General features: G+C 63.1%; 18 protein-coding genes and 1 pseudogene. 15 read left to right on the top strand and 4 right to left on the bottom strand.

Going from position 1 to position 25,799, the window contains the following annotated elements:
* Positions 1-181 precede the first annotated feature (181 nt).
* From dapA to EBB56_RS06030, 6 genes and pseudogenes are all read left to right on the top strand, one after another.
* Positions 182-1,066 (top strand): 4-hydroxy-tetrahydrodipicolinate synthase, encoded by an 885-nt coding sequence (dapA, locus tag EBB56_RS06050; RefSeq protein WP_045992000.1) that lies wholly within the window; start codon positions 182-184, stop codon positions 1,064-1,066.
* Positions 1,067-1,126: 60 nt separating this feature from the next.
* On the top strand, positions 1,127-2,092 hold the full coding sequence (locus EBB56_RS06045; RefSeq protein ID WP_045992001.1) for an outer membrane protein assembly factor BamC: 966 nt from the start codon (positions 1,127-1,129) through the stop codon (positions 2,090-2,092).
* Positions 2,092-2,889, top strand: coding sequence for an MBL fold metallo-hydrolase (locus EBB56_RS06040; RefSeq protein ID WP_045992002.1), 798 nt, complete (start codon positions 2,092-2,094; stop codon positions 2,887-2,889). Before EBB56_RS06045 ends, EBB56_RS06040 begins: the two co-directional genes overlap by 1 nt.
* A gap of 56 nt (positions 2,890-2,945) precedes the next feature.
* Positions 2,946-3,659, top strand: a complete 714-nt coding sequence (gene purC / locus EBB56_RS06035) for a phosphoribosylaminoimidazolesuccinocarboxamide synthase (protein WP_045992003.1) — start codon at positions 2,946-2,948, stop codon at positions 3,657-3,659.
* An 834-nt stretch (positions 3,660-4,493) separates the two neighbouring features.
* Positions 4,494-5,186: pseudogene (locus EBB56_RS22320) on the top strand (hypothetical protein); the annotation flags it as partial.
* A gap of 351 nt (positions 5,187-5,537) precedes the next feature.
* Positions 5,538-9,287, top strand: a complete 3,750-nt coding sequence (locus EBB56_RS06030; protein WP_045992835.1) for a YadA-like family protein — start codon at positions 5,538-5,540, stop codon at positions 9,285-9,287.
* 187 nt (positions 9,288-9,474) lie between these two features.
* On the opposite strand, the gene tsaA is transcribed toward EBB56_RS06030, so the two are convergent.
* Positions 9,475-10,212, bottom strand: coding sequence for a tRNA (N6-threonylcarbamoyladenosine(37)-N6)-methyltransferase TrmO (gene tsaA / locus EBB56_RS06025; RefSeq protein ID WP_045992834.1), 738 nt, complete (start codon positions 10,210-10,212; stop codon positions 9,475-9,477).
* 269 nt (positions 10,213-10,481) lie between these two features.
* Between tsaA and EBB56_RS06020 the strand changes: the two genes are divergently transcribed.
* Positions 10,482-11,003, top strand: a complete 522-nt coding sequence (locus tag EBB56_RS06020) for a GNAT family N-acetyltransferase (RefSeq protein ID WP_045992833.1) — start codon at positions 10,482-10,484, stop codon at positions 11,001-11,003.
* Positions 11,004-11,238: 235 nt separating this feature from the next.
* On the opposite strand, the gene nadC is transcribed toward EBB56_RS06020, so the two are convergent.
* The gene (gene nadC / locus EBB56_RS06015) at positions 11,239-12,096 is read right to left on the bottom strand and encodes a carboxylating nicotinate-nucleotide diphosphorylase (RefSeq protein ID WP_045992832.1); all 858 of its coding nucleotides are present in this window, start codon (positions 12,094-12,096) and stop codon (positions 11,239-11,241) included.
* 107 nt (positions 12,097-12,203) lie between these two features.
* Here nadC and ampD point away from each other — a divergent pair, with 107 nt between their 5' ends.
* The 6 genes from ampD (at position 12,204) to EBB56_RS05985 (ending at position 20,430) form a co-directional block, all read left to right on the top strand.
* Positions 12,204-12,761, top strand: a complete 558-nt coding sequence (gene ampD, locus EBB56_RS06010; protein ID WP_045992831.1) for a 1,6-anhydro-N-acetylmuramyl-L-alanine amidase AmpD — start codon at positions 12,204-12,206, stop codon at positions 12,759-12,761.
* 358 nt (positions 12,762-13,119) lie between these two features.
* The gene (gene aceE, locus EBB56_RS06005) at positions 13,120-15,792 is read left to right on the top strand and encodes a pyruvate dehydrogenase (acetyl-transferring), homodimeric type (protein WP_045992830.1); all 2,673 of its coding nucleotides are present in this window, start codon (positions 13,120-13,122) and stop codon (positions 15,790-15,792) included.
* 74 nt (positions 15,793-15,866) lie between these two features.
* On the top strand, positions 15,867-17,921 hold the full coding sequence (aceF, locus tag EBB56_RS06000) for a pyruvate dehydrogenase complex dihydrolipoyllysine-residue acetyltransferase (protein WP_124803352.1): 2,055 nt from the start codon (positions 15,867-15,869) through the stop codon (positions 17,919-17,921).
* Between the two features lie 289 nt (positions 17,922-18,210).
* Entirely contained in the window at positions 18,211-18,867 is a 657-nt protein-coding gene (adk, locus tag EBB56_RS05995) for an adenylate kinase (protein ID WP_045992828.1), read from the top strand.
* A 100-nt stretch (positions 18,868-18,967) separates the two neighbouring features.
* A complete protein-coding gene (gene tsaB / locus EBB56_RS05990) occupies positions 18,968-19,687 on the top strand; it encodes a tRNA (adenosine(37)-N6)-threonylcarbamoyltransferase complex dimerization subunit type 1 TsaB (protein WP_045992827.1) in 720 nt (239 codons plus the stop codon).
* Between the two features lie 26 nt (positions 19,688-19,713).
* Positions 19,714-20,430 carry a class I SAM-dependent methyltransferase gene (locus tag EBB56_RS05985; protein ID WP_045992845.1) on the top strand — a complete coding sequence of 239 codons (717 nt, stop codon included), beginning with the start codon at positions 19,714-19,716 and terminating at the stop codon, positions 20,428-20,430.
* Here the strand turns inward: EBB56_RS05985 and plsB are convergent.
* On the bottom strand, positions 20,414-22,858 hold the full coding sequence (gene plsB, locus EBB56_RS05980; protein WP_083970407.1) for a glycerol-3-phosphate 1-O-acyltransferase PlsB: 2,445 nt from the start codon (positions 22,856-22,858) through the stop codon (positions 20,414-20,416). The two genes, EBB56_RS05985 and plsB, sit on opposite strands and share 17 nt — an antisense overlap.
* 141 nt (positions 22,859-22,999) lie before the next feature.
* On the opposite strand from plsB, the gene EBB56_RS05975 reads away from it, so the two are divergent.
* Positions 23,000-24,112 (top strand): phosphatidylserine/phosphatidylglycerophosphate/cardiolipin synthase family protein, encoded by a 1,113-nt coding sequence (locus EBB56_RS05975; protein WP_045992826.1) that lies wholly within the window; start codon positions 23,000-23,002, stop codon positions 24,110-24,112.
* Between the two features lie 118 nt (positions 24,113-24,230).
* Here EBB56_RS05975 and EBB56_RS05970 read toward each other — a convergent pair whose 3' ends face one another.
* Positions 24,231-24,983: a YecA family protein gene (locus EBB56_RS05970; protein ID WP_083970406.1), complete on the bottom strand. Its 753-nt coding sequence runs from the start codon at positions 24,981-24,983 to the stop codon at positions 24,231-24,233.
* 97 nt (positions 24,984-25,080) lie between these two features.
* On the opposite strand from EBB56_RS05970, the gene EBB56_RS05965 reads away from it, so the two are divergent.
* Positions 25,081-25,671, top strand: a complete 591-nt coding sequence (locus EBB56_RS05965) for a SprT-like domain-containing protein (protein ID WP_045992825.1) — start codon at positions 25,081-25,083, stop codon at positions 25,669-25,671.
* Positions 25,672-25,799: the final 128 nt, after the last annotated feature.

Here is a 25,799-nt window from a genome sequence, read left to right as displayed (position 1 = left end):
ATTACACGCAATGACGCTCTTCATGTAAAGACGCGGCTGTACAGGATATGGCCGCCTGAGTACCATTTGTGCTCTGGTCACGACCACGCTTCCCCGGGTCGCGACCCCCTTGGCCACATTCGTTCACCCCGACCGCCATCGTCAGGGTCGCGGGAGGGCAGACAACAGAGGAACAACGAGGATGATCACGGGCAGTATTGTCGCCTTGGCGACACCGATGAAGGCCAACGGCGATATCGACTGGGAAGTGTTGCGCAAACTGGTGAATTTCCACCTCGACAATGGCACAGACGCCATCGTGGCGGCGGGTACCACCGGTGAGCCCACCACCATGACCTTCGCCGAGCACTTCGACGTGATTCGCAGCGTGGTCGAAGAGGTCAATGGCCGCATTCCCGTCATCGCCGGCACCGGCTCCAACAACACCACCGAGGCGGTGGAGCTGACCCGCTACGCCAAGGAAGTGGGGGCCGACTACTGCCTGACCGTGGCGCCTTACTACAACAAGCCGACCCAGGAAGGTTTGTATCAGCATTTCAAGGTGATCGCCGAGACCAGTGATCTGCCGGTGATCCTGTACAACGTGCCGGGACGCACCTGTTCGGACATCTACAACGAGACCGTGCTGCGTCTGGCCGAGGTCGACAACATCATCGGCCTCAAGGATGCCACCGGCAACCTGGAGCGCGCCGAGGACCTGATCGAACGTCTCAAGGGCAGCGACTTCATGCTCTACTCCGGCGATGACGCCACCGCCTGCGACTTCATGCTGATGGGCGGTCATGGCGATATCTCGGTGACCGCCAATGTGGCGCCGAAGGCCATGCACGAGTTGTGCGCCGCCGCCGTGGCCGGTGAAAGCGACAAGGCTCACCAGATCAACACCCGGCTTCTGCCCCTGCATACCAACCTGGGCATCGAGGCCAATCCTATCCCCGTCAAGTGGGCGCTCAACCGCATGGGTATCATCGAGCCCGGCATCCGCCTGCCGTTGACCTGGCTGAGCGAGAAGTATCACTCCACCATCAGCGAAGCCCTGCAGCTGGCAGGACTGATCGAGGACTGACGCCTGAACCGTGCCTCCGGTCGTGATGTCGTGGACCCAATTTTCAATCAAGGTGGATGCATGAATTCTGCGCTTAAAGGACTGCCGCTGGCGATGATCGCGGCCCTGACCCTGGCCGGCTGTGCCAAGGACGGTCACTATCACGATCGCAACGAGGATTACGCGGGCGCCCGTCAGGCGGCTCCGCTGACCCTCCCCGGCAGCCGCGACCAGAGCCGCTATCGCGATATCATGCCGGTGCCTCAGGCTCGCGGGGACTTCTACGCCCGCGAGGGAGACTTCGCCGCGCCCTTGCCCCAGACGCTGTCTGCCAGCACCGCGGTGGCCGCCGGTGACGTGGCGGTGCGCGAGACCGACGCCGATCGCTGGCTGGTGGTAGGGGCCGCGCCCGCGGTGGTGTGGCCGGAGCTCGAGCGCTTCGTCGAACAGCGCGGGCTGGAGATCACCCGCAGCGACAGCGCCAGCGGTGTCATCGAGACCTCCGACGCCAGCCTGGTACTGCGCCAGGGCCTCAGGTCGGGCACCAGTGAGGTGCGCTGTGATACCGCGGGCCAGCTCAACCGGCTGTGCCTGAACTCTCTGCAGCGTCACTTTGAAGCGCGTAGCGCCTCGGCCAGCATCGCCTCGGCGTCGGCCCAGCAGACCCCCGAAGCCGACAGCGTTCGCTTCGAGCCCCGCGGCGATGACTGGGTGATGGTGATGCCCTTCGACATCGAGCGGGCCTACGCCGAGCTCGCCTTCCAGCTCGAGAACAACTTCGAGATGGAAGATCGTCGCGAGCTGGTCTCCGTGGATGAAAGCGGCAAGCGCTTCGTGATCGACTACATCACCGAGAGCGAGCGTACCCGTGGCTTCATCGACTCCTTGACCTCGATGGATCTGCTTGAGTCGATGCAACGCATCGAGCTCAGGTTGTCGCCCCAGGGCCAGGAAACCCTGATGGAGGCACGTAGCGCCGACGACGAGCCGCTTTCCGGCGATGACCAGCGTGAGCTGCTGCAGCGCATGGAGGGCTTGCTGCGCTGATGAGCGTCGGGCATGCCAATGGTTCCCGGGGAGGCTTGCGTTTCGCCTCCCTGGGCAGCGGAAGCAAGGGCAACGCCACCCTGGTCAGCGACGGCGAGTCGATGTTGCTGGTGGACTGCGGTTTCGGTCTCAAGGAGGCAGAACGCCGGCTGGCGCGGCTGGGTGTCCATCCGCGTCAGCTCGATGCCTTGCTGGTCACCCACGAGCATGGCGACCATGTGCGTGGCATCGGCCCCCTAGCCCGTCGCTATGACCTGCCGGTACATCTGACCCCGGGCACCTGGCTATCCGGCAAGCTCGGCCGACTGCCCAGGACCCACTGGATCACCCCTCAGTCGCGTTTTGCCATCAAGGGACTCGACGTCGACGCCATCACGGTGCCCCACGACGCCCGAGAGCCGGTGCAGTTTCGTATCGCCGCAGGTGACAGGAAGCTGGGGCTGCTGACCGACCTGGGCCACCCCAGCGAACACGTGCGCCAGGCCTTCCGTGGCTGCGATGCCCTCGTGCTCGAGTGCAATCATGACGTGCGCATGCTGGCTGAAGGCCCCTATCCGCCCAGTCTCAAGCGCCGTGTCGGCGGACGTTGGGGGCACCTGGCCAATGGCCAGGCTGCGGCGCTGTTGACCGAACTGGGGCTGGATCGGCTGCAGCGTATCGTCTGCTCCCACCTGTCGGAGCATAATAACCGCCCCGAACTCGCTCTGGAGGCATTGACGCCTCTGCTGGATGGCGACGAGACCCGCCTGACCGTGGCTGCCCAGGATGACGGCCTGGATTGGCAAGCGATTCACTGATTCAGGACCCTGGTCCTGCTTGAACCCCTTTTTTTGATTTGCCTGTGGAGGCACCCATGGAAAAGCGCGAAGAACTCTATGCCGGCAAGGCCAAGTCGGTCTATGCCACCGATGACCCGGATCGTCTGATCCTGCACTTTCGTGACGACACCAGCGCCTTCGACGGACGCCGCATGGAGTCGCTCGAGCGCAAGGGTATGGTCAACAACCGCTTCAATGCCTTCATCATGGCCAAGCTGGAAGAGGCCGGCATCCCCACCCACGTGGAAGAGCTGCTGTCGCCCACCGAGTGCGTGGTCAAGAAGCTCGACATGATTCCGGTGGAGTGCGTGGTGCGCAACATCGCCGCCGGTAGTCTGGTCAAGCGTCTCGGCGTCAAGGAAGGCGAGCCGCTGACACCGCCGACCTTCGAGCTGTTTCTGAAAAACGACGAGCTCCACGACCCCATGGTCAACGAGTCCCTGGCCGAAAGCTTCGGTTGGGCCAGCGCCGAGCAGTTGGCCGAGATGAAGGCGCTGACCTTCAAGGTCAACGAGGTGCTCAAGCAGCTGTTCGCCGACGGCGGCATGCTGCTGGTGGACTACAAGCTCGAGTTCGGCGTATTCCACGGCAAGATCGTGCTGGGTGATGAATTCTCACCGGACGGCTGCCGTCTGTGGGACGCCAAGACCCGCGAAAAGCTCGACAAGGATCGCTTCCGCCAGGGGCTGGGCAGCGTCATCGAGTCCTACGAGGAAGTCGGCCGTCGTATCGGCATCGATTTCAGCTGACAGCCGCTTGCCGGCACTGGTCTGCGCTGACTGCCGCAAGGGCATGATGCAACGACGGTGGTGCAAGTGGTGATAACGCCGAAAGCATGTAGAGGATCGCCCGGGCCTGGCCCGGGCGATCTGCTTTCCGCTGCCCACGTCTGTACCAATGGCTGGGCTCCCACGAGTGAATGAAGTTCCTGGCGCTACGCTGATGTTGGGTACTGGGAAGTGTCGACTCGGATAGGTGTGCGGCAACGTTATTCGCATTCCCGCAAGTCCTGAAACCCCCTGTGCCTGGTGTGGCTGCGTCTAACCGCAGTACAACACCTTCCTTTGCACTGAGCTGTCGGGAAAATTCCTGTTCATTTGACCATCGCTCGTCAGTTTTTGATGGCAACTGGCTATGGCTGGGGGGAAAGATGAATCTCATCAGTGCCCGTACAGCTTCTGAAACGGACCGTTAGTTTTTGTGCTTTATTTGGCACGTCCTGCGCCAATTACAAGCAAGAAATGATCTGTGTCACATTTGAAAATGGAAGTGACGGCGCTGCGCGTGTAGATTTTTTTAATCATGTTTTTTTTGAAAGTTTTGTGTCCGGAAAGTCGAGTTTCTGCACGCTGTTTTTTCTGATTCGTTTTTTCTTCTTTCAGGATTCTTATAAGAGAGTTTTAAGTGGTTGAAGACGGATTTCGGATGAAAGTGAGTGTCTTGGTGGCGCACGAAGATGTCACCTAAGTATTGGTGACAAGGAGGTCGGAGTGAGTGAATTGGATGGCCGTACTTTTTTGTTCGTTAACTCGCTCAAATCAGCAAGAAGTGGGACAAAAAGCGTTTGTATCACCTGTATCCTGATGTCTCTATCGGCTGTCACGCCTGGACTGGGGTCGAGTAAAGCGGAGGCTGGCCCCCTCGTTGATGACTGTCCGACGGTGGCAGGTGAGGTCGGCAACATAGCGTCAGAGGAGGCAACGATACCTCTGACGTCACCGACTAAAGATAGATGCGTCATGCCAGGTGAGACGTCGACGCCTGTCGACAAGCCTGAGCAGTTTGTCGTCAGCCGATATCTGGCGCCGGTGGGCATCCAGCCCGCTGCGGGGGCATCTGCCATCCATATAGGCACCGGTGTCGTTGGCGATGGTGATGCCTCTATCGCGATGGGCTACTATGCGACCACGAGTGCGGCGGCAGATTCTGGTATTGCCCTGGGCGATCAGGCTGTTACCAGCGGTTTGGCCGGTGTCTCGATCGGGCGTGGGGCTTATGCGAAAAGCAAGAATGGCGTCGCTATCGGTGGCGGGGCACTGTCTAGCGGCACGGTCGCTCGATTAAACGGCGCACAAGCGATAGGTGTAAACGCCATTGCCATTGGCGGAGACCTGACCGGAGGGTCCGTTGCCAGCGCCACCTCGAGTCTTGCTATTGGCGCAAAGGCGACCTCCACGGCGACCAATGCGACGTCACTTGGTGCCACGGCTAAAGCGACAGGCGGCCACTCTACGGCACTGGGATCAGGCAGTGTTGCCAACGGCGCGAAAAGTGTCAGTGTTGGCCATCTCAACGTTTCCAATGGCGACAATAGCCTTGCATTGGGTGAGAGCAACTCAACATCGACAGGTGCCAAGAGCGCGATTGCCATTGGTACTTCCAACAAGATCGAAGGCACATCGACATATGCGTCTGCGATTGGTCTCAACAATACCGTTAAAGGCAATGCAGTCCGGGTCGTTGGCAATACCAATAACGTGACTAGCGATTTTTCCGGTGTTTTCGGCTCAAGTAACACGCTGTCATCGACTGCTACTGGTGCCAATGTGGTAGGTCTTCAAAATACCGTCGCTGGCGCCGCTACCAATGTAGTGGGAAATTGGTCGAAAGCGAGTGGCAACTACTCCATGGTGCTCGGTGATTCCGGAGAGGCGTCCGCCAGCAACGCCATTGCCATCGGTACCAATGCCAAGGCCAGCGTGGCCAACAGCGTGGCCTTGGGAAACGGCGCCACCACCGAGGCGGTGGTGGGAACCACCCAGGCTACCATCGCGGGCAAGAGCTACAGTTTCGCCGGTGCGGCACCGACAGGCACTCTGAGCCTTGGCGCGGCGGCAACGACCGATAGCGGGGGCAATGCGGTAGCCAGCGTCGAGCGTACTATTACTCACGTAGCGGCTGGACGGTTAGCTGTCACCAGCACGGATGCCGTCAACGGCAGTCAGCTGAACGCCACCAATCAGGCGCTGGGAGAACTGTCGGAAGGCGTGCAGGCGTTGGGAGATCTGTCAGACGGCGTGGTGGTCTACGACCGCGGCACCGGAGGCACGCTCAATGAGGGCAGTATCACCCTGGCCGGCGATGCCGGAACCCGAATCACCAATCTGACCGACGCCACCCTGTCCACCGACAGCACCGACGCGGTCACTGGCCGTCAGTTGAACGCGACTAATGTGCGGGTGACCCAGAACGAAGGCGATATCGCCAATCTCACCACCAACCTGGGGGATATCGCCGCCGACAGCACTTACTACCAGGCCAAATCCAGCGGTAGCGGCGCCAGTGCCAGCGGCACCGACAGCCTGGCGATGGGGCCGGCGGCGGTGTCCTCGGCAACCAATGGGGTGGCTATCGGCAATGGCGCGAAGGCCAGCGTCGCCAACAGCGTAGCCTTGGGTAACGGTGCCACCACGGAAGCGGCGGTGGCCACCACCACGGCCACCGTGGCCGGTACTGACTACGCCTTGGCCGGCAGCAGCCCGACCGGTACGGTCAGCGTGGGCACCAGCGGCAGCGAGCGCACCATCACCCACGTGGCAGCAGGTCGACTCTCGGCCACCAGTACCGACGCGGTCAACGGCAGCCAGCTCCATGCCACCAACCAGGCTCTGGGGAATCTGGCCGAGGGCGCAGTGGTCTACGACCGCGGCACCGGTGGCATGCTCAATGAGGGCAATATCACCCTGGCCGGTGATGCCGGCACCCGGATCACCAATCTGACCGACGCCACCCTGTCCACCGACAGCACCGATGCGGTCACCGGTCGTCAGTTGAACGCGACCAATGTGCGGGTGACCCAGAACGAAGGCGATATCACCAATCTCACCACCAACCTGGGGGATCTGTCGGCCGGTGCGGTGGTCTACGACCGTAACGACGACGGCACGCTCAATGAGGGCAGTATCACCCTGGCCGGTGATGCCGGCACCCGGATCACCAATCTCACCGACGCCACCTTGTCCACCGACAGCACCGATGCGGTCACCGGTCGTCAGTTGAACGCGACGAATGTGCGCGTGACCCAGAACGAAGGCGATATCGCCAATCTCACCACCAACCTGGGGGATCTGTCGGCCGGTGCGGTGGTCTACGACCGTAGCGACGACGGCACGCTCAATGAGGGCAGTATCACCCTGGCCGGCGATGCCGGAACCCGAATCACCAATCTCACCGACGCCACCCTGTCCACCGACAGCACCGATGCAGTCACCGGTCGTCAGTTGAACGCGACCAATGTGCGGGTGACCCAGAACGAAGGCGATATCACCAATCTCACCACCAACCTGGGGGATATCGCCGCCGACAGCGCGTACTACCAGGCCAAATCCAGCGGTAGCGGTGCCAGTGCCAGCGGCACCGACAGCCTGGCGATGGGGCCGGCGGCGGTGTCCTCGGCAACTAATGCGGTGTCCATCGGCAATGGCGCTTCAAGCTCGGTGTTTGGCGGTGTGGCACTGGGCAGCGGATCGATCGCGAACCGCGAGGTGGCGAAGGTTTCCGGCCAGATCGTCGTGGGCAATGCCACCATTCAGTACAACACTTCGGACGCCGATCTAATGGGAGCGGTCTCCGTGGGGCGGGACGGTGAGTATCGCCAGTTGATCAACATCGCCGATGGTATCGAGGATCACGATGCGGTGACCATGCGTCAGCTCAAGGGGGCCGTGGGGTCGCTCTCGGATACGGGATCGCTGTATTTTCATGCCAACGGGGGAGGGGAAGTCGACGCCCTCGCCACCGGCGAAGGCTCCATCGCCATTGGGCCTGATACCACGGTCAATGGCGATGACGCCATCGGTATGGGGGTGAGCGCCAAGGTGGAGATAGGGGCAGCCGGTGCGGTTGCCATTGGCGACCAGAGCCACACCCTGCTGGAAGATGCGATTGCGGTCGGTAGTACGGCAGTGTCCTCGGGCGAGCAGGCGATGGCCCTGGGTGCTGGAGCCAGCGCCAATCAGGCTATGGATGTGGCGCTGGGGGCCCAGTCGACCTCACAGGAGGCAATAGGCACCGAGTCAGGCATTATCTTCGGTGAACAGCATGAATACGCCGGCACAAACCCCATTGCTACCGTCAGCATCGGTGACGAAGGGCAGGAGCGAACCTTGACCCACCTGGCCGCGGGTCGAATCTCCGCTACCAGTACCGATGCGGTCAATGGCAGCCAGCTCCATGCGACCAATATGGCGCTTGAGGAAGTGGTGGCGTATGACCACTTCAACGACGGCAGCGTCGACTGGAACCACGTAACCCTGAAGTCGCCTGGTAGAGCCTTCGGCGGTACCGTGCTCGGTAATATTGCGGATGGGTCGCTTTCCGACACCAGTCTAGAGGCGGTCAACGGCAGTCAGCTCCACGCCACCAATGGTCGTCTCACCAATCTTGAAGGCGATGTCGGTGATATCCAGACGACCCTCGACAGCTTGGGGGGCGGCAGTGGCAACCCGGCCCAGAATGTCGTGCAATATGACCCAGATTCCCACCAGGGAAAGATCACTCTGGCTGGTGCCGACGGTGGTACCGTGATCAGCAATCTGGCCGAAGGCGATATCCATCAAGGCAGTACTGATGCGGTCAATGGTGGTCAGATCTGGGACTTGATGGAGGATATCGGCGACCTGGCACTGAGTGGTCAGGACACCAAGTACTTCCAGGCGAATTCGCAGGGAGACGCTGCCACTACCAGTGCTGCAGACACCGTTGCCATCGGAGGTGGCGCCAAGGCTCAAGCTGAAGGAGGTGTTGCACTTGGTGATGGCGCTGTGGCCGATAGAGAAGGCATGAAGGGGGAGGAGGAAGCCTTTTCGCACGTGGCGGTGGAGTCATCCAAGGGAGCTGTTGCGGTCGGCAACGAGGGTGGTGAACGTCAGATCACCCACGTCGCGGGGGGCACCGAGGACACCGATGCGGTCAATGTGCGCCAGCTTGGTGCCGTGCAAGAGGGAGCGGTCAACTACGATCGTAGCGAGGATGGCAGCGTCGACTACCACTCTGTCAGCCTGGGCAATGGCAGTGGCCCCACCCAGTTGCATAACGTGGCTGCCGGTTCGGCACCCACCGACGCGGTCAACATGTCGCAGCTCAATGAACTGAACCGCAAGTTCACTTCCGACTACAACCAACTCGACCACAAGATTGACGAAGTAGAGCGAGATGCCAGTGCGGGGATCGCGGCCCTGGCCGCCATGGGCGATGCACCCTATGTCGCAGGAAAGCTCACCTATCATGTGGGGACTGGCTACTACAACGGAGAATCGGCACTAGGTGTGAGCGTACGACGAACCGCTGATACTGGCCGCTGGAGTGTCGGGATGGGGATTGGCGCCTCCCACGGTGGCCCAACGGTCGGTCTGGGAATCTCCGGGGTCATCGATTGAGACCAGTGGGCAGGTCAAACGAAAACCTGGTCGTTCACCTTGGGTGTGGCTGTGTCGCAAGGCACAGCGGTACTGACGGTGTCGCGATCACGGATGGTGATCGGCGTCGATGCACAGTGACAGTGGGCGCGGAAGTTGAAGTAGCGGCATATGATGCTGCGGCCAGTGGAGTTACGAGCACAGCGGGTCAGTCGTTTCTTCCTGGTTCCTGCCCGGTTTCAAGGGCGTCCACGCGAAAGCGCAGGGCGCCCTTGTCGTTTTCGGCGCGAAAACGCACGTTGAAACCTCTCAGGCTGACACCGTACTGGCGATCGTCGTCACTGCCCTTGCTGCGATAGGCGGGGCGCGGGTCCTGGGCGAGGACCTGGGCGATCAAGCGACGCAAGGAACCATCGTTGTCGCTGCTGGAAAGCACCGCTTCGGCCTCGGCCGAGAACACCACCGGATGCTGCGTCGGCGCTTCAGGTGCAAAACCGGTACGGGCGTCGGGGCGACTCTCGGCCCAGGGCAGGTAGGGCTTGATATCCACCACTGGTGTGCCGTCGACCAGATCGGCGCTCTTGAGCACCAGGCTGACGCCGTCGCGCGTATCGATGTCGATCAACTCCACCAGCGAGAGCCCGAGACGGTTGGGGCGGTGGGTGCTGCGGCTGGCAAATACGCCTATTCGTGCATTTCCTCCCAGTCGAGGCGGACGGACCATCGCTTTCCAGTGGGGCGGACTAAGGTGAAAGATGAAGGTCAGCCACAGGTGGCTGAACCCCTCCAGCCCACGTACGGCCATGGGATTGGCGAAGTCGCCCTCCAGCACCAGACGAGCTCTGGCATCTTCTGCAAGCCCTGGCTGACGGGGTACGCCGAACTTGTCCGGGAAGTCGCTGCGTATGGTGCCGATGGGCGTCAGGGTATAGAGGTCGTCGGGCATGATCTGGTGAGGCTCTGATGTCGATGCTTTTACGTCGATGCTTTGATGTCGAAACTCTGATGACGCAGGAAGTGGGTCAGGGGTGACCTGAATGACTCCAGCAACGTGCTTGCAGGTATCGTGACATGACAAAGCTCCAGTTGGGCATGAAACAGCGTCGCCGGGCATCAGGGTGGTCAGGAGTGTTGGATCGAGCCCGTTATCTGATTAGGCTTGGCGAACCTCGACGCGCCGGATTATCCGTCTCCAGTCCTGCAGGAGTTCCCTACATGTCCGAACCCAGAATGTCGCAAGCCATGCCGGTCGAGCGACGTTCCCGTATTCACTATCGTGAGGCCCTCGCCAAGGATGGCTCGGATCAAGCCGAAGTGTTCTATCACGCCGTCATGATGGGGGCCAGTCGCCACTACAGTCTGGCCCAGCGTCAGGCCTGGGCTTCGGCGCTGCCCAGGGACGGTTCCGCCTGGCGTGCTCGTCAGGCATTGTTTACTACCCTGGTGGCCGAGTGTGACGGTCGCTGCGTCGGCTTTGTCGAGTTGGACCCCGGTCGCGCGCGCGTCGAGACGCTCTATGTGTGGCCCTCGCTGACCGGCCAGGGCATCGGCGGCCGCTTGCTGTCGCTTGCCGAGGAGCGCCTGAGAAACGCCGGCGCCCGGCGGATGATCATCGAAGCCAGCCTGATGCTGGCAGAGCCACTGCTCGACGCCGGCTGGGAATCCCACGGTGAAGAGTGGGTCGAGCGCGCCGGAGAGCTGCTGCCACGGCTATGCATGAGCAAGCCGTTGGAGTGACCCCGGCTGGACGTTGGAGTGCCCCCGCTGGACGCTGGAGAGCCCCCACGCTGGACGCTGGAGAGCCCCCCCGCTGGAGTGACCCCGCTGGAGAGCCCCCCCGCTGGAGTGACCCCGCTGGAGAGCCCCTTGAGAGTAATCTCCAAGAGTAACTCCGAGAGTGCCCTTCAAGAACAGCCCCCAGGCATGGGCCAGGGTCCAGGCCGGGGGAGCGCTTCTCGAAACGGACAGGGCGTCAGCCTGCCGGGCCTTCCTCGACCATGCGCATGGACAGGTCGATGGCCTTCACGTCCTTGGTCAGTGCGCCGCTCGAGATGCAGTCGACACCTGTCTGGGCGATGGCTTTCAGCGTCGTCTCGTCGACATTGCCGGACGCCTCCAGCGTCGCCTGGCCTGCGACGCGGCGCACCGCTTCTCGCATGTCATCCAGTGAGAAGTTGTCGAGCATGATCACGTCGGCGCCGGCGGCCAGCGCCTGATCCAGTTCCTCGAAGGTCTCGACTTCCACCTCCACCGTCAGGTCACGCGCGATGCTGCGGGCCTCCTTCACGGCGCCGGCGATGCCGCCGCAGGCCGAGATATGGTTTTCCTTGATCAGGAAGGCGTCGTAGAGGCCGATCCGATGGTTGCAGCCACCGCCACAGGCCACCGCATACTTCTGGGCGATACGCAGACCTGGCAACGTCTTGCGGGTGTCGAGCAGCCGCACACCGGTGCCCTCGAGCAGGTCGACGTAGTGGCGGGTGCGCGTGGCGGTGGCCGACAGCGTCTGCAGCAGGTTGAGAGCCGCGCGCTCGCCGGTCAGCAGGCTGCGTGCGGGGCCTGCCAGTTCGAGAAAGGGCTCGTCTGGCGTCAGTCGATCGCCGTCCGCGGCATGCCAGGTCAGAGCGACCCGGGGATCGAGGCGGCGGAACAGCTCGTCGACCCAGGCCACGCCGCAGAGTATCGCCGGCTCGCGGCTGATGACGCGGGCCTTGCCCAGATGCTTTTCGGGAATCAGTTGGGCGGTGATGTCCACCGGACCGACGTCCTCGGCCAGCAGGCGAGCGGCACTGTTGCGGATGTCTTCGGCAAGGGCGTCCTGAAAGTGCATGGGTATCTCTGTATTGCGGCGCGTGGAGCCGACATTATAGGGGCACTAGCACCTCGACGTCAGTGGGCGAGGTGACGATCCCATATTCAGACAATGGAGACACCAGCATGCAGTGTCACGACGGGTGGCTCGACGGGGCCAGGCGAGCGCCTTCGCCCAACGTCAATGAACGACCCGAACGAGAAATATCGGCGGTGGTGGTGCATTCCATCAGTCTGCCGCCGGGTCAATTCGGCGGCGAGCACATCGAGGAACTGTTCACCAACCGTCTGGATCCCGAGGCCCACCCTTACTTCGCGAGTATCGCCGGACTCAAGGTCTCGGCGCATCTGTTGATCCGTCGCGACGGAGAGTGTGTTCAGTTTGCGCCCTTCGAGGCGAGGGCCTGGCACGCGGGACGCTCCAGCTGGTTCGATGGCCATTGCCTGCGCCGCGAGCTCAACGACTTCTCGATCGGGATCGAGCTCGAAGGGGACGAGGTGTCGCCCTATCGAGACGCCCAGTACCGTGCCCTGGCCCAGGTGCTGCACGCGCTGTTTGACGCCTACCCCGAGATCACCCCCCAACGACTGACCAGTCACGCGCGAATCGCTCCCCTGCGAAAGACCGATCCCGGCCCCTCCTTCGACTGGGCGTACCTGCGGCGCTGTTTGCAGCACCGCTAGATGAAGATGCCATGCATCGTTTCGGCATAGCGCGAGCCATCACCTTCAGGTCAAACGGTAGTTTGTTTACAAGTGGCTGACTTGAGGCGCTTAAGTCATACCCCCTTTGGGTTAAGCCATTGTGTTGCAGTGCAATATGAGGTAATTGAAAAATATTTCCATAGCTGCTTCAATTGGCAGTGCAGGGCGTTTGAGGTATCTTCTTGCCCAATCGTGCTCGTTTGGCACGGACATTCTAGTAATATTACTACATGCCTGACGCTGCGAGGCGGGCGGGGAATCACCCCCTCTATCCCGCTCGCTCATTGGCCTCGATCGTGGGGCAATGGACCCCCATCGTCATTCGGAGAGACGTTCTATGAGTCTTGGTTCAAGAGAAGATCTCGATCCGGTCGAAACCCAGGAATGGTTGGATTCCCTGGAGTCTGTTCTGGATCGTGAGGGCGAGGATCGTGCCCGGTACCTGATGACGCGGCTCGCCGACCGTTATCGCCAGGACGGCATGCAGGTGCCCTTCTCGGTCACCACCCCGCATCGCAACACCATTCCGGTGCACTGCGAGGCCCCGATGCCTGGCGATCTGTTCATGGAGCGTCGTATTCGCTCGGTGATCCGCTACAACGCCATCGCTCAGGTCATTCGCAACAACAAGGCGAAGCCGGGACTGGGTGGCCACATCGCCAGCTTCATGTCCTCCGCGACTCTCTACGACGTGGGCTTCAACCATTTCTTCCGTGCCCCCAACGGCGACTTCGAAGGCGACCTGATCTACATCCAGGGTCACGTGGCACCGGGCATCTACGCCCGCGCCTACCTCGAGGGCCGGCTGACCGAAGAGCAGATGGACAGCTACCGTCAGGAAGTCGATGGCAACGGCCTGTCATCCTACCCGCACCCGTGGCTGATGCCGGAGTTCTGGCAGTTCCCGACGGTTTCCATGGGTCTGGGCCCGATCCAGGCGATCTACCAGGCCCACGTCATGAAGTACCTGCACTCCCGCGAGCTGCACGACATGCAGGATCGCAAGATCTGGTGCTTCATGGGCGACGGTGAGTGTGACGAGCCGGAATCTCTCGGCGCCATCCACCTGGCCAGCCGCGAGAAGCTCGACAATCTGATCTTTGTTATCAACTGCAACCTGCAGCGTCTCGATGGCCCGGTGCGCGGCAACTCCCGCATCATCGACGAGCTCGAGGGTGTCTTCCGCGGTGCCGGCTGGAACGTGCTCAAGGTCGTCTGGGGTCGTCACTGGGACCCGCTCTTCGAGAAGGACAAGAAGGGCATGCTGCAGAAGCGCATGGACGAGGCGGTCGACGGCGACTACCAGAACTACAAGGCCAACGGCGGTGCCTACACCCGTGAGCACTTCTTCGGCAAGTACCCGGAGACCGCCGACCTGGTCAAGGACATGTCCGACGAGGACATCTGGAAGCTCAATCGCGGTGGCCACGATCCGTTCAAGGTCTACGCGGCGTACCACGAGGCGACCACCAAACCCAATGGTCGCCCCACCGTGATCCTGGCGCATACCGTCAAGGGCTACGGCATGGGTGGCGGCGACGGCGAGGCGGCCAACGAGGCGCACCAGGTCAAGACCATGGAGTACGAGGCGCTCAAGCGCTTCCGTGATCGCTTCGGCATCCCGATCTCCGACGACCAGCTCAAGGAAGTGCCGTACTACAAGCCGGACGACGATTCGCCCGAAATGAAGTACATGCACTATCAGCGCGAACAGCTAGGCGGCTATCTGCCGAGCCGTCGCAATGACTTCGAGGCGCTCGAGATTCCCGGCCTCGATGACAAGACCTTCGCCTCCCAGACCGGCGGCTCCAAGGGCCGCGAAGTGTCCACCACCATGGCCTTCGTGCGGATCCTCAATGGCCTGGTCAAGGACAAGAAGATCGGCAAGCGGGTGGTCCCGATCATCCCCGACGAGGCGCGCACCTTCGGTATGGAGGGCATGTTCCGTCAGCTCGGTATCTACACCTCCGAAGGCCAGAAGTACGAGCCGGTCGACAAGGGCCAGATCATGTTCTACCGCGAGGATCAGAAGGGTCAGATCCTCGAGGAAGGCATCACCGAGGCCGGCGCCATGTCTGCCTGGATTGCCGCGGCCACCTCGTACTCGAACAACAACACCACTCTGCTGCCGTTCTACATCTACTACTCGATGTTCGGCTTCCAGCGGATCGGTGATCTGGCCTGGGCCGCCGGTGACATGCAGGCTCGCGGCTTCCTGTGCGGTGGTACCGCCGGTCGTACCACGCTCAATGGCGAGGGTCTCCAGCACCAGGACGGTCACAGCCTGCTGCAGGCAGCGATGATCCCGAACTGCCGCACCTATGACCCGACCTACGGGCACGAAGTCGCGGTCATCGTGCAGGATGGTCTGAAGCGGATGTTCTCCGACAAGGAAAACTGCTTCTACTACCTGACCCTGATGAACGAGAACTACGAGCACCCCGAGCTCGAGGAGATTCCCGCCGAGGACATCATCAAGGGCATGTACCTGCTGCGCGAGACCAAGGGCAAGAAGGGCCACGTCCAGCTGCTGGGCTCCGGTACCATCCTGCGCGAGGTCGAGGCTGCCGCCGAGATACTGGCCGAAGAGTGGGGTGTGGGCTCCGACATCTGGAGCGTGACCAGCTTCAATGAGCTGCGTCGCGAGGCCCTGGGGCTCGATCGTCAGGCCTTCATCAACCCGGATGCGGACCCCGAGAAGCCTCACGTCACCAAGTGTCTGGAAGGGCGCAAGGGACCGGCGATCGCCTCGACCGACTACATGAAGCTGTACGCCGACCAGGTCCGCGCCTGGGTGCCGACCGACTATCATGTACTGGGCACCGACGGCTATGGTCGCTCCGACACCCGCGAAGCGCTTCGCCGGTTCTTCGAGGTCGACCGCTACTACGTCACCGTGGCGGCGCTCAAGGCGCTGGCCGATCGTGACGAGATCGACCGCAAGGTCGTGGCCGAGGCACTCAAGAAGTACGACATCGACCCGAACAAGCCCAACCCGCTCGAGGTGTAAGGCATCGGTTGGACTGTCCGGTGGCATGGCGGGCCGGTGGCCCGCCTCCGTCAAGAGTTTGAAGGAGCGCGACCTTGAGTAGCGAAATCATCAAAGTGCCCGATATCGGTGGTGACACCGATGTGGAAATCATCGAAGTCGCGGTGTCCGAAGGTGACGTGATCGAGCCGGAAGACACCCTGATTACCCTGGAATCCGACAAGGCCAGCATGGACGTGCCGGCGCCCAAGGGCGGCAAGGTCCTCAAGGTTCTGGTCAAGGAAGGCGACACCGTCTCGGAAGGCGATGACATCGTCGAGATCGAGGCCGAAGGTGGTGGCGACGCCGACGAGGATGCTGACGCCGACGCCGATTCGGCTGAAGAGTCGCAGGCCGATTCCGGCGGCGACGAGCAGGAAGCGCCCAAGTCCGACGACAAGCCGGCACCGAAGAAGAAGAGCGGCGGTGGCAGCAAGACCGTCGAGATCAAGGTGCCGGACCTGGGTGGCTCCAGCGACGTCGAGATCATCGAGGTGGCGGTGTCCGAAGGCGACGAGGTCGGCGAGGAAGACACCCTGATCACCCTGGAGTCCGACAAGGCCTCCATGGACGTGCCGAGCCCCCACGCCGGCAAGCTGGTCAGCCTGACCGTCAAGGAAGGGGATACCGTCTCCGAAGGTGACGTCATCGGCTCCATGGAAGTCGCCGGTGAAGGCGGTGATGGCGATGAGTCTGCCGATGAGTCTGCCGATGAGAGTGCAGCCGAGTCCGCCGAAAGCGCGTCGGAAGAGCAGGAAGAGGACGATTCCGACGACGAGGCCGCCGAAGGTGGTCGTCAGGAGGTTCGTGTCCCCGACCTGTCCGGTTCCAGCGACGTGCCGATCATCGAGATGGCCGTCAGCGAAGGTGACGAGGTGGACGTCGAGGACGCCCTGATCACCCTGGAGTCCGACAAGGCCTCCATGGACGTGCCGAGCCCGTTCAAGGGCAAGGTGGTGGAGCTGTCGGTGAAGGAAGGCGACAGTGTCTCCGAGGGTGACCTGATCGGCTACATCGAGGTCGCCGGCGCGGCGCCCAAGAAGAAGGCGCCGAAGAAGGACGCTCCCAAGAAGGACGCTCCCAAGAAGGACGCCGCGAAAAAGGATGCCCCGAAGAAGGACGCGCACAAGCAGCAGGCGGCCTCCGGTCAGGGCTCTGCGGTGGCCGACAAGCCGCGTGATGCCAAGAGCGTTCACGCCGGCCCTGCGGTGCGCATGCTGGCCCGCGAACTGGGTGTCGACCTGGCCCTGGTGAAGCCCTCCGGTCCCAAGGATCGAGTGCTCAAGGAAGACGTGCAGAACTACGTCAAGCAGGCCATGGCCAACCAGGGCAAGGGCAAGAGCGACGCCGCTGCGGCACCTGCTGCCGGGGGCTCTGGCATTCCGCCGATCCCGGATCAGGACTTCAGCCAGTTCGGCGAGATCGAAGAGAAGCAGATGGGCCGCCTGATGAAGATGGGCGCCAACAATCTGCATCGCAGCTGGGTCAATATTCCCCACGTCACGCAGTTCGACGAGGCGGACATCACCGAGCTCGAGGCCTTCCGCAAGTCGATGAAGGCCGAGGCGGAAGCCCAGGGCGCCAAGCTGACTCCGCTGCCGTTCCTGATCAAGGCGTGCGCCTATGCCTTGAACAAGTACCCGCAGTTTAACGTCAGCCTCAAGGCCGACGGCGAGACCGTGGTGCAGAAGAAGTACGTGCACATCGGTATTGCCGTGGACACGCCCGATGGCCTGATGGTGCCGGTGATCCGCGATGCCGACAAGAAGTCGCTGATCGACCTGGCCAAGGAGTCGGTGGAGCTGGCCAAGAAGGCTCAGTCGAAGAAGCTCAAGCGTGACGAGATGACCGGTGGTTGCTTCACCATCTCGAGCCTGGGCTCCATCGGCGGGACCGCCTTCACGCCCATCGTGAACCCGCCGGAGGTGGCGATCCTCGGGGTCTCCAAGGCGTCGATGAAGCCGGTGTGGAATGGCGCGGACTTCCAGCCGCGACTGATGATGCCGCTGTCGCTGTCCTATGACCACCGTGCCGTCAACGGCGCCGATGCCGCGCGCTTCACCGCGTTGCTGGGACAGTTGTTGACCGACGTGCGTCGCCTTCTGCTGTAATTCAGGCTGAATGCGAGAACAGAACGGCGCCGCAAGGCGCCGTTTCTCGTCCTGCCGTCAGCTCTGACTGCGTGCCATGTGGATGTGCCAGGCCGGGCGAATCGTGACGCTTCTATGACTCCTGACCAAAGTGCAATCTAGATGCCAGCAGCTTGATGTTAAACGCTTTTTCTGCAGGTTTTCGGTGAGTTGCGAGTAACCTCAGGTTGTGTCGCCAAGACGGCACGGGTATTGTTCGCTTAACCCATTCTTCACCCCGACTTTTCGCTTTCTCGAAGGAGTTCCAACGATGCGTTTGATCCTCTTGGGTGCCCCGGGTGCCGGCAAGGGCACCCAGGCCCAATTCATCTGTGAGCGCTACGATATCCCACAGATTTCCACTGGTGATATGCTGCGTGCAGCGGTCAAGGAAGGCAGTGAACTGGGCCTCAAGGTGAAGGAAATCATGACCACCGGTGGCCTGGTCTCCGATGACATCATCATTGCCCTGGTCAAGGAACGCATCGCCCAGCCTGACTGCGCCAACGGTTTCCTGTTTGATGGCTTCCCGCGCACCATTCCCCAGGCCGATGCCATGAAGGAAGGTGGCGTCAAGATCGATCACGTGCTCGAGATCGCCGTGGCCGACGAGGAAATCGTCAATCGTCTGGCGGGTCGTCGGGTCCACCCGGCGTCCGGCCGCGTCTACCATGTCGACCACAATCCGCCCAAGGAAGACGGCAAGGATGATGTGACCGGCGAGGCGCTGGTTCAGCGTGATGATGATCGCGAGAACACCGTTCGCAATCGTCTGTCGGTCTACCACGAGCAGACCGAGCCGCTGGTGGGCTACTACCAGCAATGGGCCCAGCAGGCGCCTGAGGATGCCCCGCGCTATCATCGCGTGGAAGGCGTGGGTAGTGTCGATGACATCACCCGTCAGGTGCGCGAGGCCCTCGAAGGCTGATCTACCGCACCACGCTTGCTGCATTCGACTCACGGCTCGCCCCAAGGCGGGCCGTGAGTCGTTTATAATGTGCCGGATTCACTACCAGGATGAGCCTGACATGACCTTGATTGTGGCCCTCGATGCCTCCTCGAGCGCCTGCTCCGCGGCCCTGCTGCGTCGCCAGGAGGGTAGCCCGGACGAGGTGATAGCGCGTTTTGCGCAGACCCCGCGAGAGCATACCCGTCGTCTGTTGCCGATGGTCGACGAAGTGCTGGCCGAGGCCGGGGTGGCGGCCAGCGAACTGGACGCCGTGGCCTACGGGCGCGGACCAGGCTCCTTCACAGGCTTGCGGATTGCCGCGGGTGTGGCCCAGGGGCTGGCCTATGGACTGGACCGGCCACTGGTCGGTGTATCGACGCTGGAGGCACTGGCGCTGGGCGGCCACCTGCGCCATCGCTATCGCTACATGGTCACCGCGCTGGACGCCCGCATGGGCGAAATCTACGTCGGTGCCTGGCGGGTCGAGGATGGGCGGCCGTTGGCACTGATGGACGAAGCGGTGCTGCCGCCCGAACGACTGGTGCTGCCCCGCGAGCATGAAGACCATGATTGGGTGGGGCTGGGGTCTGGCTGGGCGCTGTGGGATCAGATGCCCGCCGAGATCCAGGCCAGCCTCAATCTGACCGTGACCGATGTCGACCCTGCCGCCGAGGACATGGTGCGCCTGGCCGTCGAGGTCTTTGCCGCAGGCGATGCCCAGCGTCCCCATGACGCCCAGCCCGTCTATCTGCGCGATCAGGTGGCCTGGAAGAAGACCGAGCGAAAGGCGCGTTCGTGAGTGTTCGCCTGAGCCCTGACCTGGCGCTGCCCTTCGTGTTGGACACCGACCCCGAGGCGGCGCTGGCGCTGGAACGGGATGACCAGGGTCGGCTGGTGCTGGTCGGTGACGAGGCCCGCTATGGCAAGCCGCTGTGGGTGGACTTCGTCGGTGGGCGAGCCGGCCACCGACGGCGTTTCGGCGGTGGGCGCGGTCAGCTGGTGGCTCGGGCCTGCGGTCTGGCCAAGGGCGTCACCCCGAGCATCATCGATGCCACCGCGGGTCTAGGCCGTGACGCCTTCGTGCTGGCGAGCCTGGGCGCCGAGGTGCTGCTGATCGAGCGGGTAGCCGCGATTGCGGCCCTGCTGGATGACGGACTCCGGCGTGCCCGGGAGGATAGCGACACTCAGGAAGCGGCGGCGCACATGCACCTTGCCCACGGCGACAGCAGTCGTGAGCTTGGCGCCATCGTGGCAGCGGCCGGGGTAGCCCCGGAGGTGATCCACCTGGACCCGATGTTCCCCCACCGCGACAAGTCGGCCCTGGTCAAGAAGGAGATGCGGCTGTTTCGCGAGTTGGCGGGGGACGATGACGATGCACCGCGGCTATTGGAAGCGGCGCTGGACGTCGCCAGCCACCGCGTGGTGGTCAAGCGTCCGCGCAAGGCGCCTGCCATAGCAGGCCCCGAGCCGAGGCATCGACTCGAGGAGAAGACCAGCCGCTACGACATCTACGTGCACCGCTCGCTCAAGGCTGAGCGCTGACCTCCGAGGGAGTCTCGACGGCCTCCTCGCGGTGACGGCTGATCAACGCCAGCCGCCGTCGCAGCGAGGCGTCGAGCAGGCGTGAGGCCCGCTGGGCCGCGCGCTTGAGGCACTCGTCGAAGTGCAGCCGGTCCTGCTCGAGCCACACCCAGCCTTCCTGTTCCAGGGTATCGATCAGGGTCTCGAACAGCTTGGGGTCGAAGAACTCCGGTGCCTCGCGACCGCTGAGCAGTCCAAGGCGTTCCGACAGCGCACGCGAGCGCTCCTTCAGGGTGGCCCGGTCCAGTGCCCCCGATCCGGATCGCAGCAGCACCTCGATCAGCAGGGCGTTGCGCTCCAGCGATGGCTGGATCATGCGGCCGATCAGCTCGAGGCGTTCTCGGCCTTCGAGGCTTTCCACCGGCGTAAAGCCTTCGCCATGGCGCTCCAGCAGCCCCAGGTCCACCTGGACGGCAAGAATGGCCGCGAGGCGTTCCTTCATGTCCGCGCTTTCATCGACACAGAACTCCCGGGCCAGCGGTGGCCAAAGCGGCGTCAACAGGTCGCAGAGTTCGTGGAGGCTGCGTTGGTGGCGGCTGCGAAAGGCGAAGGCGACCAGCGCCGGCAGGGCGAACAGGTGCAGCACGTTGTTGCGATACCAGGCCAGCAGTGCCGCTTGCTCGGGCGTGGCGCTAACGATGTCACCAAGGCTATGGGCGTGGCGCTCGACCATGTCCAGGTCCACCGCCCTGGCGATGCAGGCTTCCGGAGACTCGTCGGGCAGACTGGGTCTTTCGCCGCAGGCGGGGCTGTCGGCCAGGCGACAGAGCAGGGCGAGCTGGTCGGTCAGGGTGGCGTACTCCAGGGCGCGGTGCGGCGACGAGAGTAGCGCTAGGCCTGTCAGGTTGATGGCATTCAGCGCCGCCACCCGGTTGATGCGCCGGGTCAGGGATCTGCCAAGCGTGGTGACCGTCGGTGCCAGCCAGTCGGGGCGCGGCGACTCGTCGTCTCGCCAGCCGGGGGCGTGGCTATCGAGAAAGCCCCCGATGGGCAGCGGCTCGCCGATATTGACCGATACCCGGCCGTAGGGCTCGCGCAGACGTCCGAGCACCCGCAGCAGATCCAGCGGGGACTCCTTGCGCTTCTTGCCACCGCCCAGTTCGCGCTGGTAGCTGGAGTTCTCGAGAATACGCTCGTAGCCGATATAGACCGGAACAAAGACCATCGGCCGCTCGTCGACCCGCTGGCAGCGCAGGAAGGACCGCAGTGTCATCGCCAGCATGCCGGGACGAGGCGTGAGCATGCGACCGCTGCGGGAACGACCGCCTTCGATGAAGTACTCCATCGGATAGCCCCGGGCCAGCAGGCGGTGCAGATATTCGTTGAACACCGCGCCGTAGAGGCGGTTGTCGCGAAAGCTGCGACGCAGGAAGAAGGCGCCACCACGTCTCAGCAAAGGGCCGATCAACGGCATGTCAAGGTTGCGTCCTGCGGCGATGTGGGGCGGCATCAAGCCTTCGCGGTAGAGCACGTAGGACAGCAGCAGGTAGTCGATATGGCTGCGGTGGCAGGGCACGTAGATCAGGGTGTGATCCTCGGCCAGGGCCTTGACCTCTTCCAGACCATTGACGTCGACGCCGTCGTAGAGCCGGTTCCACAGGCGCTTCAAGGCGCCGGCCAGAAAGCGCAGCACCGGATAGGTCATGTTGGCCGCGATCTCGTGGCCATAGCGTCTGGCGCGTCGCTTGAGTCGTTTGCGTGAGCTGGCCTTCTCTGCCAGTTGGTCGATCTCCCGACGCACCTCGTCGCTTGCCACCACTCCCTGAATCATCGTGCTGCGGTGCGACAGGTCCGGCCCCAGCACCCGCGTACGCACCCGGCGAAAGTGTACCCGCAACAGCCTTGCCGCCTTGCGGTTGGTGCGTGGGGCGTCACCGTCATGCAGTTCTTCGAGGTGCAGCGGGGCGCCGAACTGGATTTCCACGTCGCGGCCGTTGACCAGCACCGACAGCGCTCGCCGCAGTCGTCCGGTCAGGCGCCAGCTGTCCGCTGCCAGCAGATGCCAGAGGCCGAAGTCCTTGCCCGGGGCTCGCCCCCAGAACACACTGACGGGCACCAGCTGTATCCGGGTGTCGCTGGTGATCAGCTCGGTGAAGGGCGCGACACCGGTGGCTTGGCCCGGCCACAGCCGGAACCGGCGTGCCGGCAGCGCCACGCAGCGCGGCAGGTTGCTGTCGGGCAGCGCCAACCGGCCACGCGCCGGGGGCAGGCCATGACGTTGGCAGTAGCTGTCCAGCAGCAGGGCGTCGCTCAGCGAGGGGCGCGGTAGCACATAGAGCGTCGGCAGCTGCGGATCCAGCGCCAGTTTATCCGGCGTCGGTTCCGCCAGCCGAACCTCGGTCCACAGTTCGATGAGTCGGCGCAGCGGTGCGCGAAGCATGCCAGGCATAGCAATTCCGTTGTTCGGGGCAGTAGGCGAGGACCGTCTGCGGGCCATCCATGTCGTGCCGTCAGTATAACGATCGGGTAGGGTGGCGCCATGATCTGCTTGATATCCGGTTGATATGACACCGCCAGGGAGACGTGCAGCATGACCACCGCGTGGCGACAGCATAATCGCGTCGATCTATTGCCGGAGGCCGATCGCTTCCTGCCGGCGCTGTTCGAGGCGGTGGCCGAGGCCCGTCAAAGCGTGCTGATCGAACTTTATCTGATGGAGTCCGGCGAACTGGCCGACCGCGTCATCGAGGCGCTGGTGGCCGCATCGCAGCGCGGCGTCGCCGTCTATCTACTGTTGGACGGTTTCGGCGCCATGGGGCTTTCAGGCCAGGATAGAGAACGCCTGGTCGCATCCGGCGTGTGGTTGCGGGACTTCAACCCGCTGGGCTGGCACTCGCTGGGACGCAACGTCAGTCGTGATCATCGCAAGCTGGTGGTGGTGGATCAGCGACTGGCCTTTACCGGGGGCTTTGGCGCCGTCGATGAGTTCCTGGCGGCCTGGTTCGAGGTGGCCGTGCGTGTCGAGGGCCCGGTGGTGGCCGACTGGGTGGCGCTGTTTGCCCAGGTGTGGAACTCGCCGCTGACCAGAGGCGCCCCGCAGGCGCCGGCGCTGCCGTCGCCGAGTGGCGAGAGGCGCCATGACCCTGGAGTCAGGGCACGGGTGATCTGGGGGCGGGGGTACCGCTTTCAGGCCATTCGCCACTCACTGCAGGAGCGAATCGCCCGCGCCGAACGGCGCCTGTGGCTGTGTACGCCCTACTTTGTGCCCACCCTGGGGCTGAGGCTCAGGCTGCAGCGCGCGGCGCGCAAGGGCCGTGACGTGCGCCTGCTGCTGCCAGGACGGGACCACGACCATCCCGGTATCCGCTACGCCGGGCAGCGCTTCTACTCTCGGTTGCTGCGGGCAGGGGTGCGCATCTACGAGTTCCAGCCAAGCTTCATCCACGCCAAGTTCGTGGTCGCCGATGACTGGGTCAGCCTGGGGTCCTGCAACTTCGACCACTGGAGCCTGCAGTGGAACCTCGAGGCCAATCAGGAGGTCGAGGACGCCGTCCTGGCCGACGAGGTCGCGGCGCTGTTCGAGCGCAATTTCGCGGCGAGTCGGGAGATCACCCGGGAAAGCTGGGCGCGCCGCTCCTGGTGGGCCAGGATCAGGACCTGGCTGTACGGCACCCTTGATGGCTGGCTGACCCGCTTGCGCTGAGGCGCCGGCTATCGCTTGCTCCGGTGCTGACCAGCGCCTGGCCTGTGACTCGCTATCGCTTGCCCTGTTATTCGCTATCGCTTGGCCTGCAACTCGCTAGCGCTTGGCCTGTTATTCGCTATCGCTTTCCTTTGGGGCCTTTGGCCTGGGGTCTGCCCTGGCCGCCCTTGCCCTTGTTGCCTTGGCTCTTGTTGCCAGGGCCCTTGTTGCCAGGGCCCTTGTGGCCTGCCTTGCCACCCCTGCCGCCGGCTGGCGCCTTGCCGCGGGGCTTGGGCTTGGGGGTGTCCGGCGGTACCCGGAAGTGCAGGTACAGATCCAGCACCAGTTCCGGCAACTGACCGACCAGGCGCTCGAGTCGCTCGCCTTCCCCGGCCAGATCGGCCATGTCGGGCTCGTCAGCGAACAGTCCCGACAGCGCCATGAAGGGCAACAGCAGTGTGGCCACGGTTTCTTCATCGCCCTCGAACCAGGCGCCCTCGTCGAGGAAGACGCCTTCCATGAAGCCGGCACACCAGTCGCCGATGGGCGTCTCTTCCGCCGCCATGCCGTCCAGCGTCAGCTCGAAGGGCAGCTCGGGAAGACCGCCGCCTTCCAGCACGCCGATAGCGTTGGTCCTGAGCTGCTCGAGCAGGCCCAGGATGATCTCCCTTTCCTGGTCGCTTTCGAACTCGGGGGTGCCGTGAAACAGCTCCGCGACCCAGGCGGCAGCCTCGACATCCCGCGGCGCCACCGCCAGCGCGACCAGGAAGCCGTGGGCGCCGATCAGGTCCAGCGCATCGGGACCGGCGCGCTCCTCGAGAAAGTCATCGAGCAGGTCCAGAGCGTCGTCTTCGAGCAAGGGGAGGGGGAGCGGCGTTTCGGCGTCGGACATGGGGCGCTCACTTGGCGAGGGGATGACTGGACGGTGGTCTTTACCGTCCCCGTTCGAGGCGGCATTCTAGCACTCCTTTACCTACTCTGACTGCGTCATGACCTCGACCCGGCCATCAATTCGCCCGCGCGCTCGCGGTGACTCTCCCACCCCGGTGTTGCCCGACGTCGACGACGCCTGGCTTCAGTCACTCGACGTCGCCGCCCTGCGCCAGGCGCTGATGGCAAGAGTCGTGGAGGCGGTGGCGCTGTGTCGTGACTATCATCCTGGGCTGCCGGAGCCGAAGGTGTGGTGCGATCTGCGCGGCAAGGGCGCAGGGCAGGCCCACTTCGGTCGCGGCGGACTGCGCTTCAATGGCCAGTTGTTGGAAGAGAACCGCCACGCCTTCTTCACCGAGGTGGTGCCCCACGAGGTGGCCCACTGGCTGGTCTGGCACCTGGAAGATGGGCCTACCTTTCGCCCCCATGGCAGGGAGTGGCAGACCGTCATGCTCAGGCTGTTCGGCTTGGCCCCCCGGGTCACCCATCGCTTCGATACCGCCCGCTCGAGCCCTGTCCCGTATCGCTATCGCTGCGCCTGTCGCGAGCACGGATTCTCGGCACGGCGTCACGCCAACGCCCAGGCCGGTCAGGAGTATCGCTGCCGGCACTGTCGCGGCCGACTGTGCCTGGTTGGGAAGAAGTGCTGAAATTTGCGCTTAACCTCTTGTTATAAAATAAAAAAATAGTCATACCAATGTCTAAGGGGAAACCCTGGCCTGGCGACGTTATGCTGGCTGTCAGGTTATTCGCGCCGGTCGGTCTCTCTTATTCAGGC

Source organism: Halomonas sp. YLB-10, assembly GCF_003856855.1.
GTDB lineage: Bacteria > Pseudomonadota > Gammaproteobacteria > Pseudomonadales > Halomonadaceae > Halomonas > Halomonas litopenaei.
The sequence above is the reverse complement of the archived record's forward strand: the minus strand, read 5'-3'. Positions and strand labels throughout refer to the sequence as shown.

What these genes read in the sequence shown, in the direction of transcription:
- tsaA (WP_045992834.1), bottom strand. Translation starts at nt 10,212, where the DNA reads ATGCCCGACGACCTCTATACCCTGACGCCCATCGGCACCATACGCAGC.
- EBB56_RS06030 (WP_045992835.1), top strand. Translation starts at nt 5,538, where the DNA reads ATGGTGCTCGGTGATTCCGGAGAGGCGTCCGCCAGCAACGCCATTGCC.
- EBB56_RS06020 (WP_045992833.1), top strand. Translation starts at nt 10,482, where the DNA reads ATGTCCGAACCCAGAATGTCGCAAGCCATGCCGGTCGAGCGACGTTCC.
- purC (WP_045992003.1), top strand. Translation starts at nt 2,946, where the DNA reads ATGGAAAAGCGCGAAGAACTCTATGCCGGCAAGGCCAAGTCGGTCTAT.
- plsB (WP_083970407.1), bottom strand. Translation starts at nt 22,858, where the DNA reads ATGCCTGGCATGCTTCGCGCACCGCTGCGCCGACTCATCGAACTGTGG.
- EBB56_RS05970 (WP_083970406.1), bottom strand. Translation starts at nt 24,983, where the DNA reads ATGTCCGACGCCGAAACGCCGCTCCCCCTCCCCTTGCTCGAAGACGAC.
- ampD (WP_045992831.1), top strand. Translation starts at nt 12,204, where the DNA reads ATGCAGTGTCACGACGGGTGGCTCGACGGGGCCAGGCGAGCGCCTTCG.
- nadC (WP_045992832.1), bottom strand. Translation starts at nt 12,096, where the DNA reads ATGCACTTTCAGGACGCCCTTGCCGAAGACATCCGCAACAGTGCCGCT.
- EBB56_RS06045 (WP_045992001.1), top strand. Translation starts at nt 1,127, where the DNA reads ATGAATTCTGCGCTTAAAGGACTGCCGCTGGCGATGATCGCGGCCCTG.
- EBB56_RS06040 (WP_045992002.1), top strand. Translation starts at nt 2,092, where the DNA reads ATGAGCGTCGGGCATGCCAATGGTTCCCGGGGAGGCTTGCGTTTCGCC.
- tsaB (WP_045992827.1), top strand. Translation starts at nt 18,968, where the DNA reads ATGACCTTGATTGTGGCCCTCGATGCCTCCTCGAGCGCCTGCTCCGCG.
- adk (WP_045992828.1), top strand. Translation starts at nt 18,211, where the DNA reads ATGCGTTTGATCCTCTTGGGTGCCCCGGGTGCCGGCAAGGGCACCCAG.
- EBB56_RS05965 (WP_045992825.1), top strand. Translation starts at nt 25,081, where the DNA reads ATGACCTCGACCCGGCCATCAATTCGCCCGCGCGCTCGCGGTGACTCT.
- aceE (WP_045992830.1), top strand. Translation starts at nt 13,120, where the DNA reads ATGAGTCTTGGTTCAAGAGAAGATCTCGATCCGGTCGAAACCCAGGAA.
- EBB56_RS05975 (WP_045992826.1), top strand. Translation starts at nt 23,000, where the DNA reads ATGACCACCGCGTGGCGACAGCATAATCGCGTCGATCTATTGCCGGAG.
- dapA (WP_045992000.1), top strand. Translation starts at nt 182, where the DNA reads ATGATCACGGGCAGTATTGTCGCCTTGGCGACACCGATGAAGGCCAAC.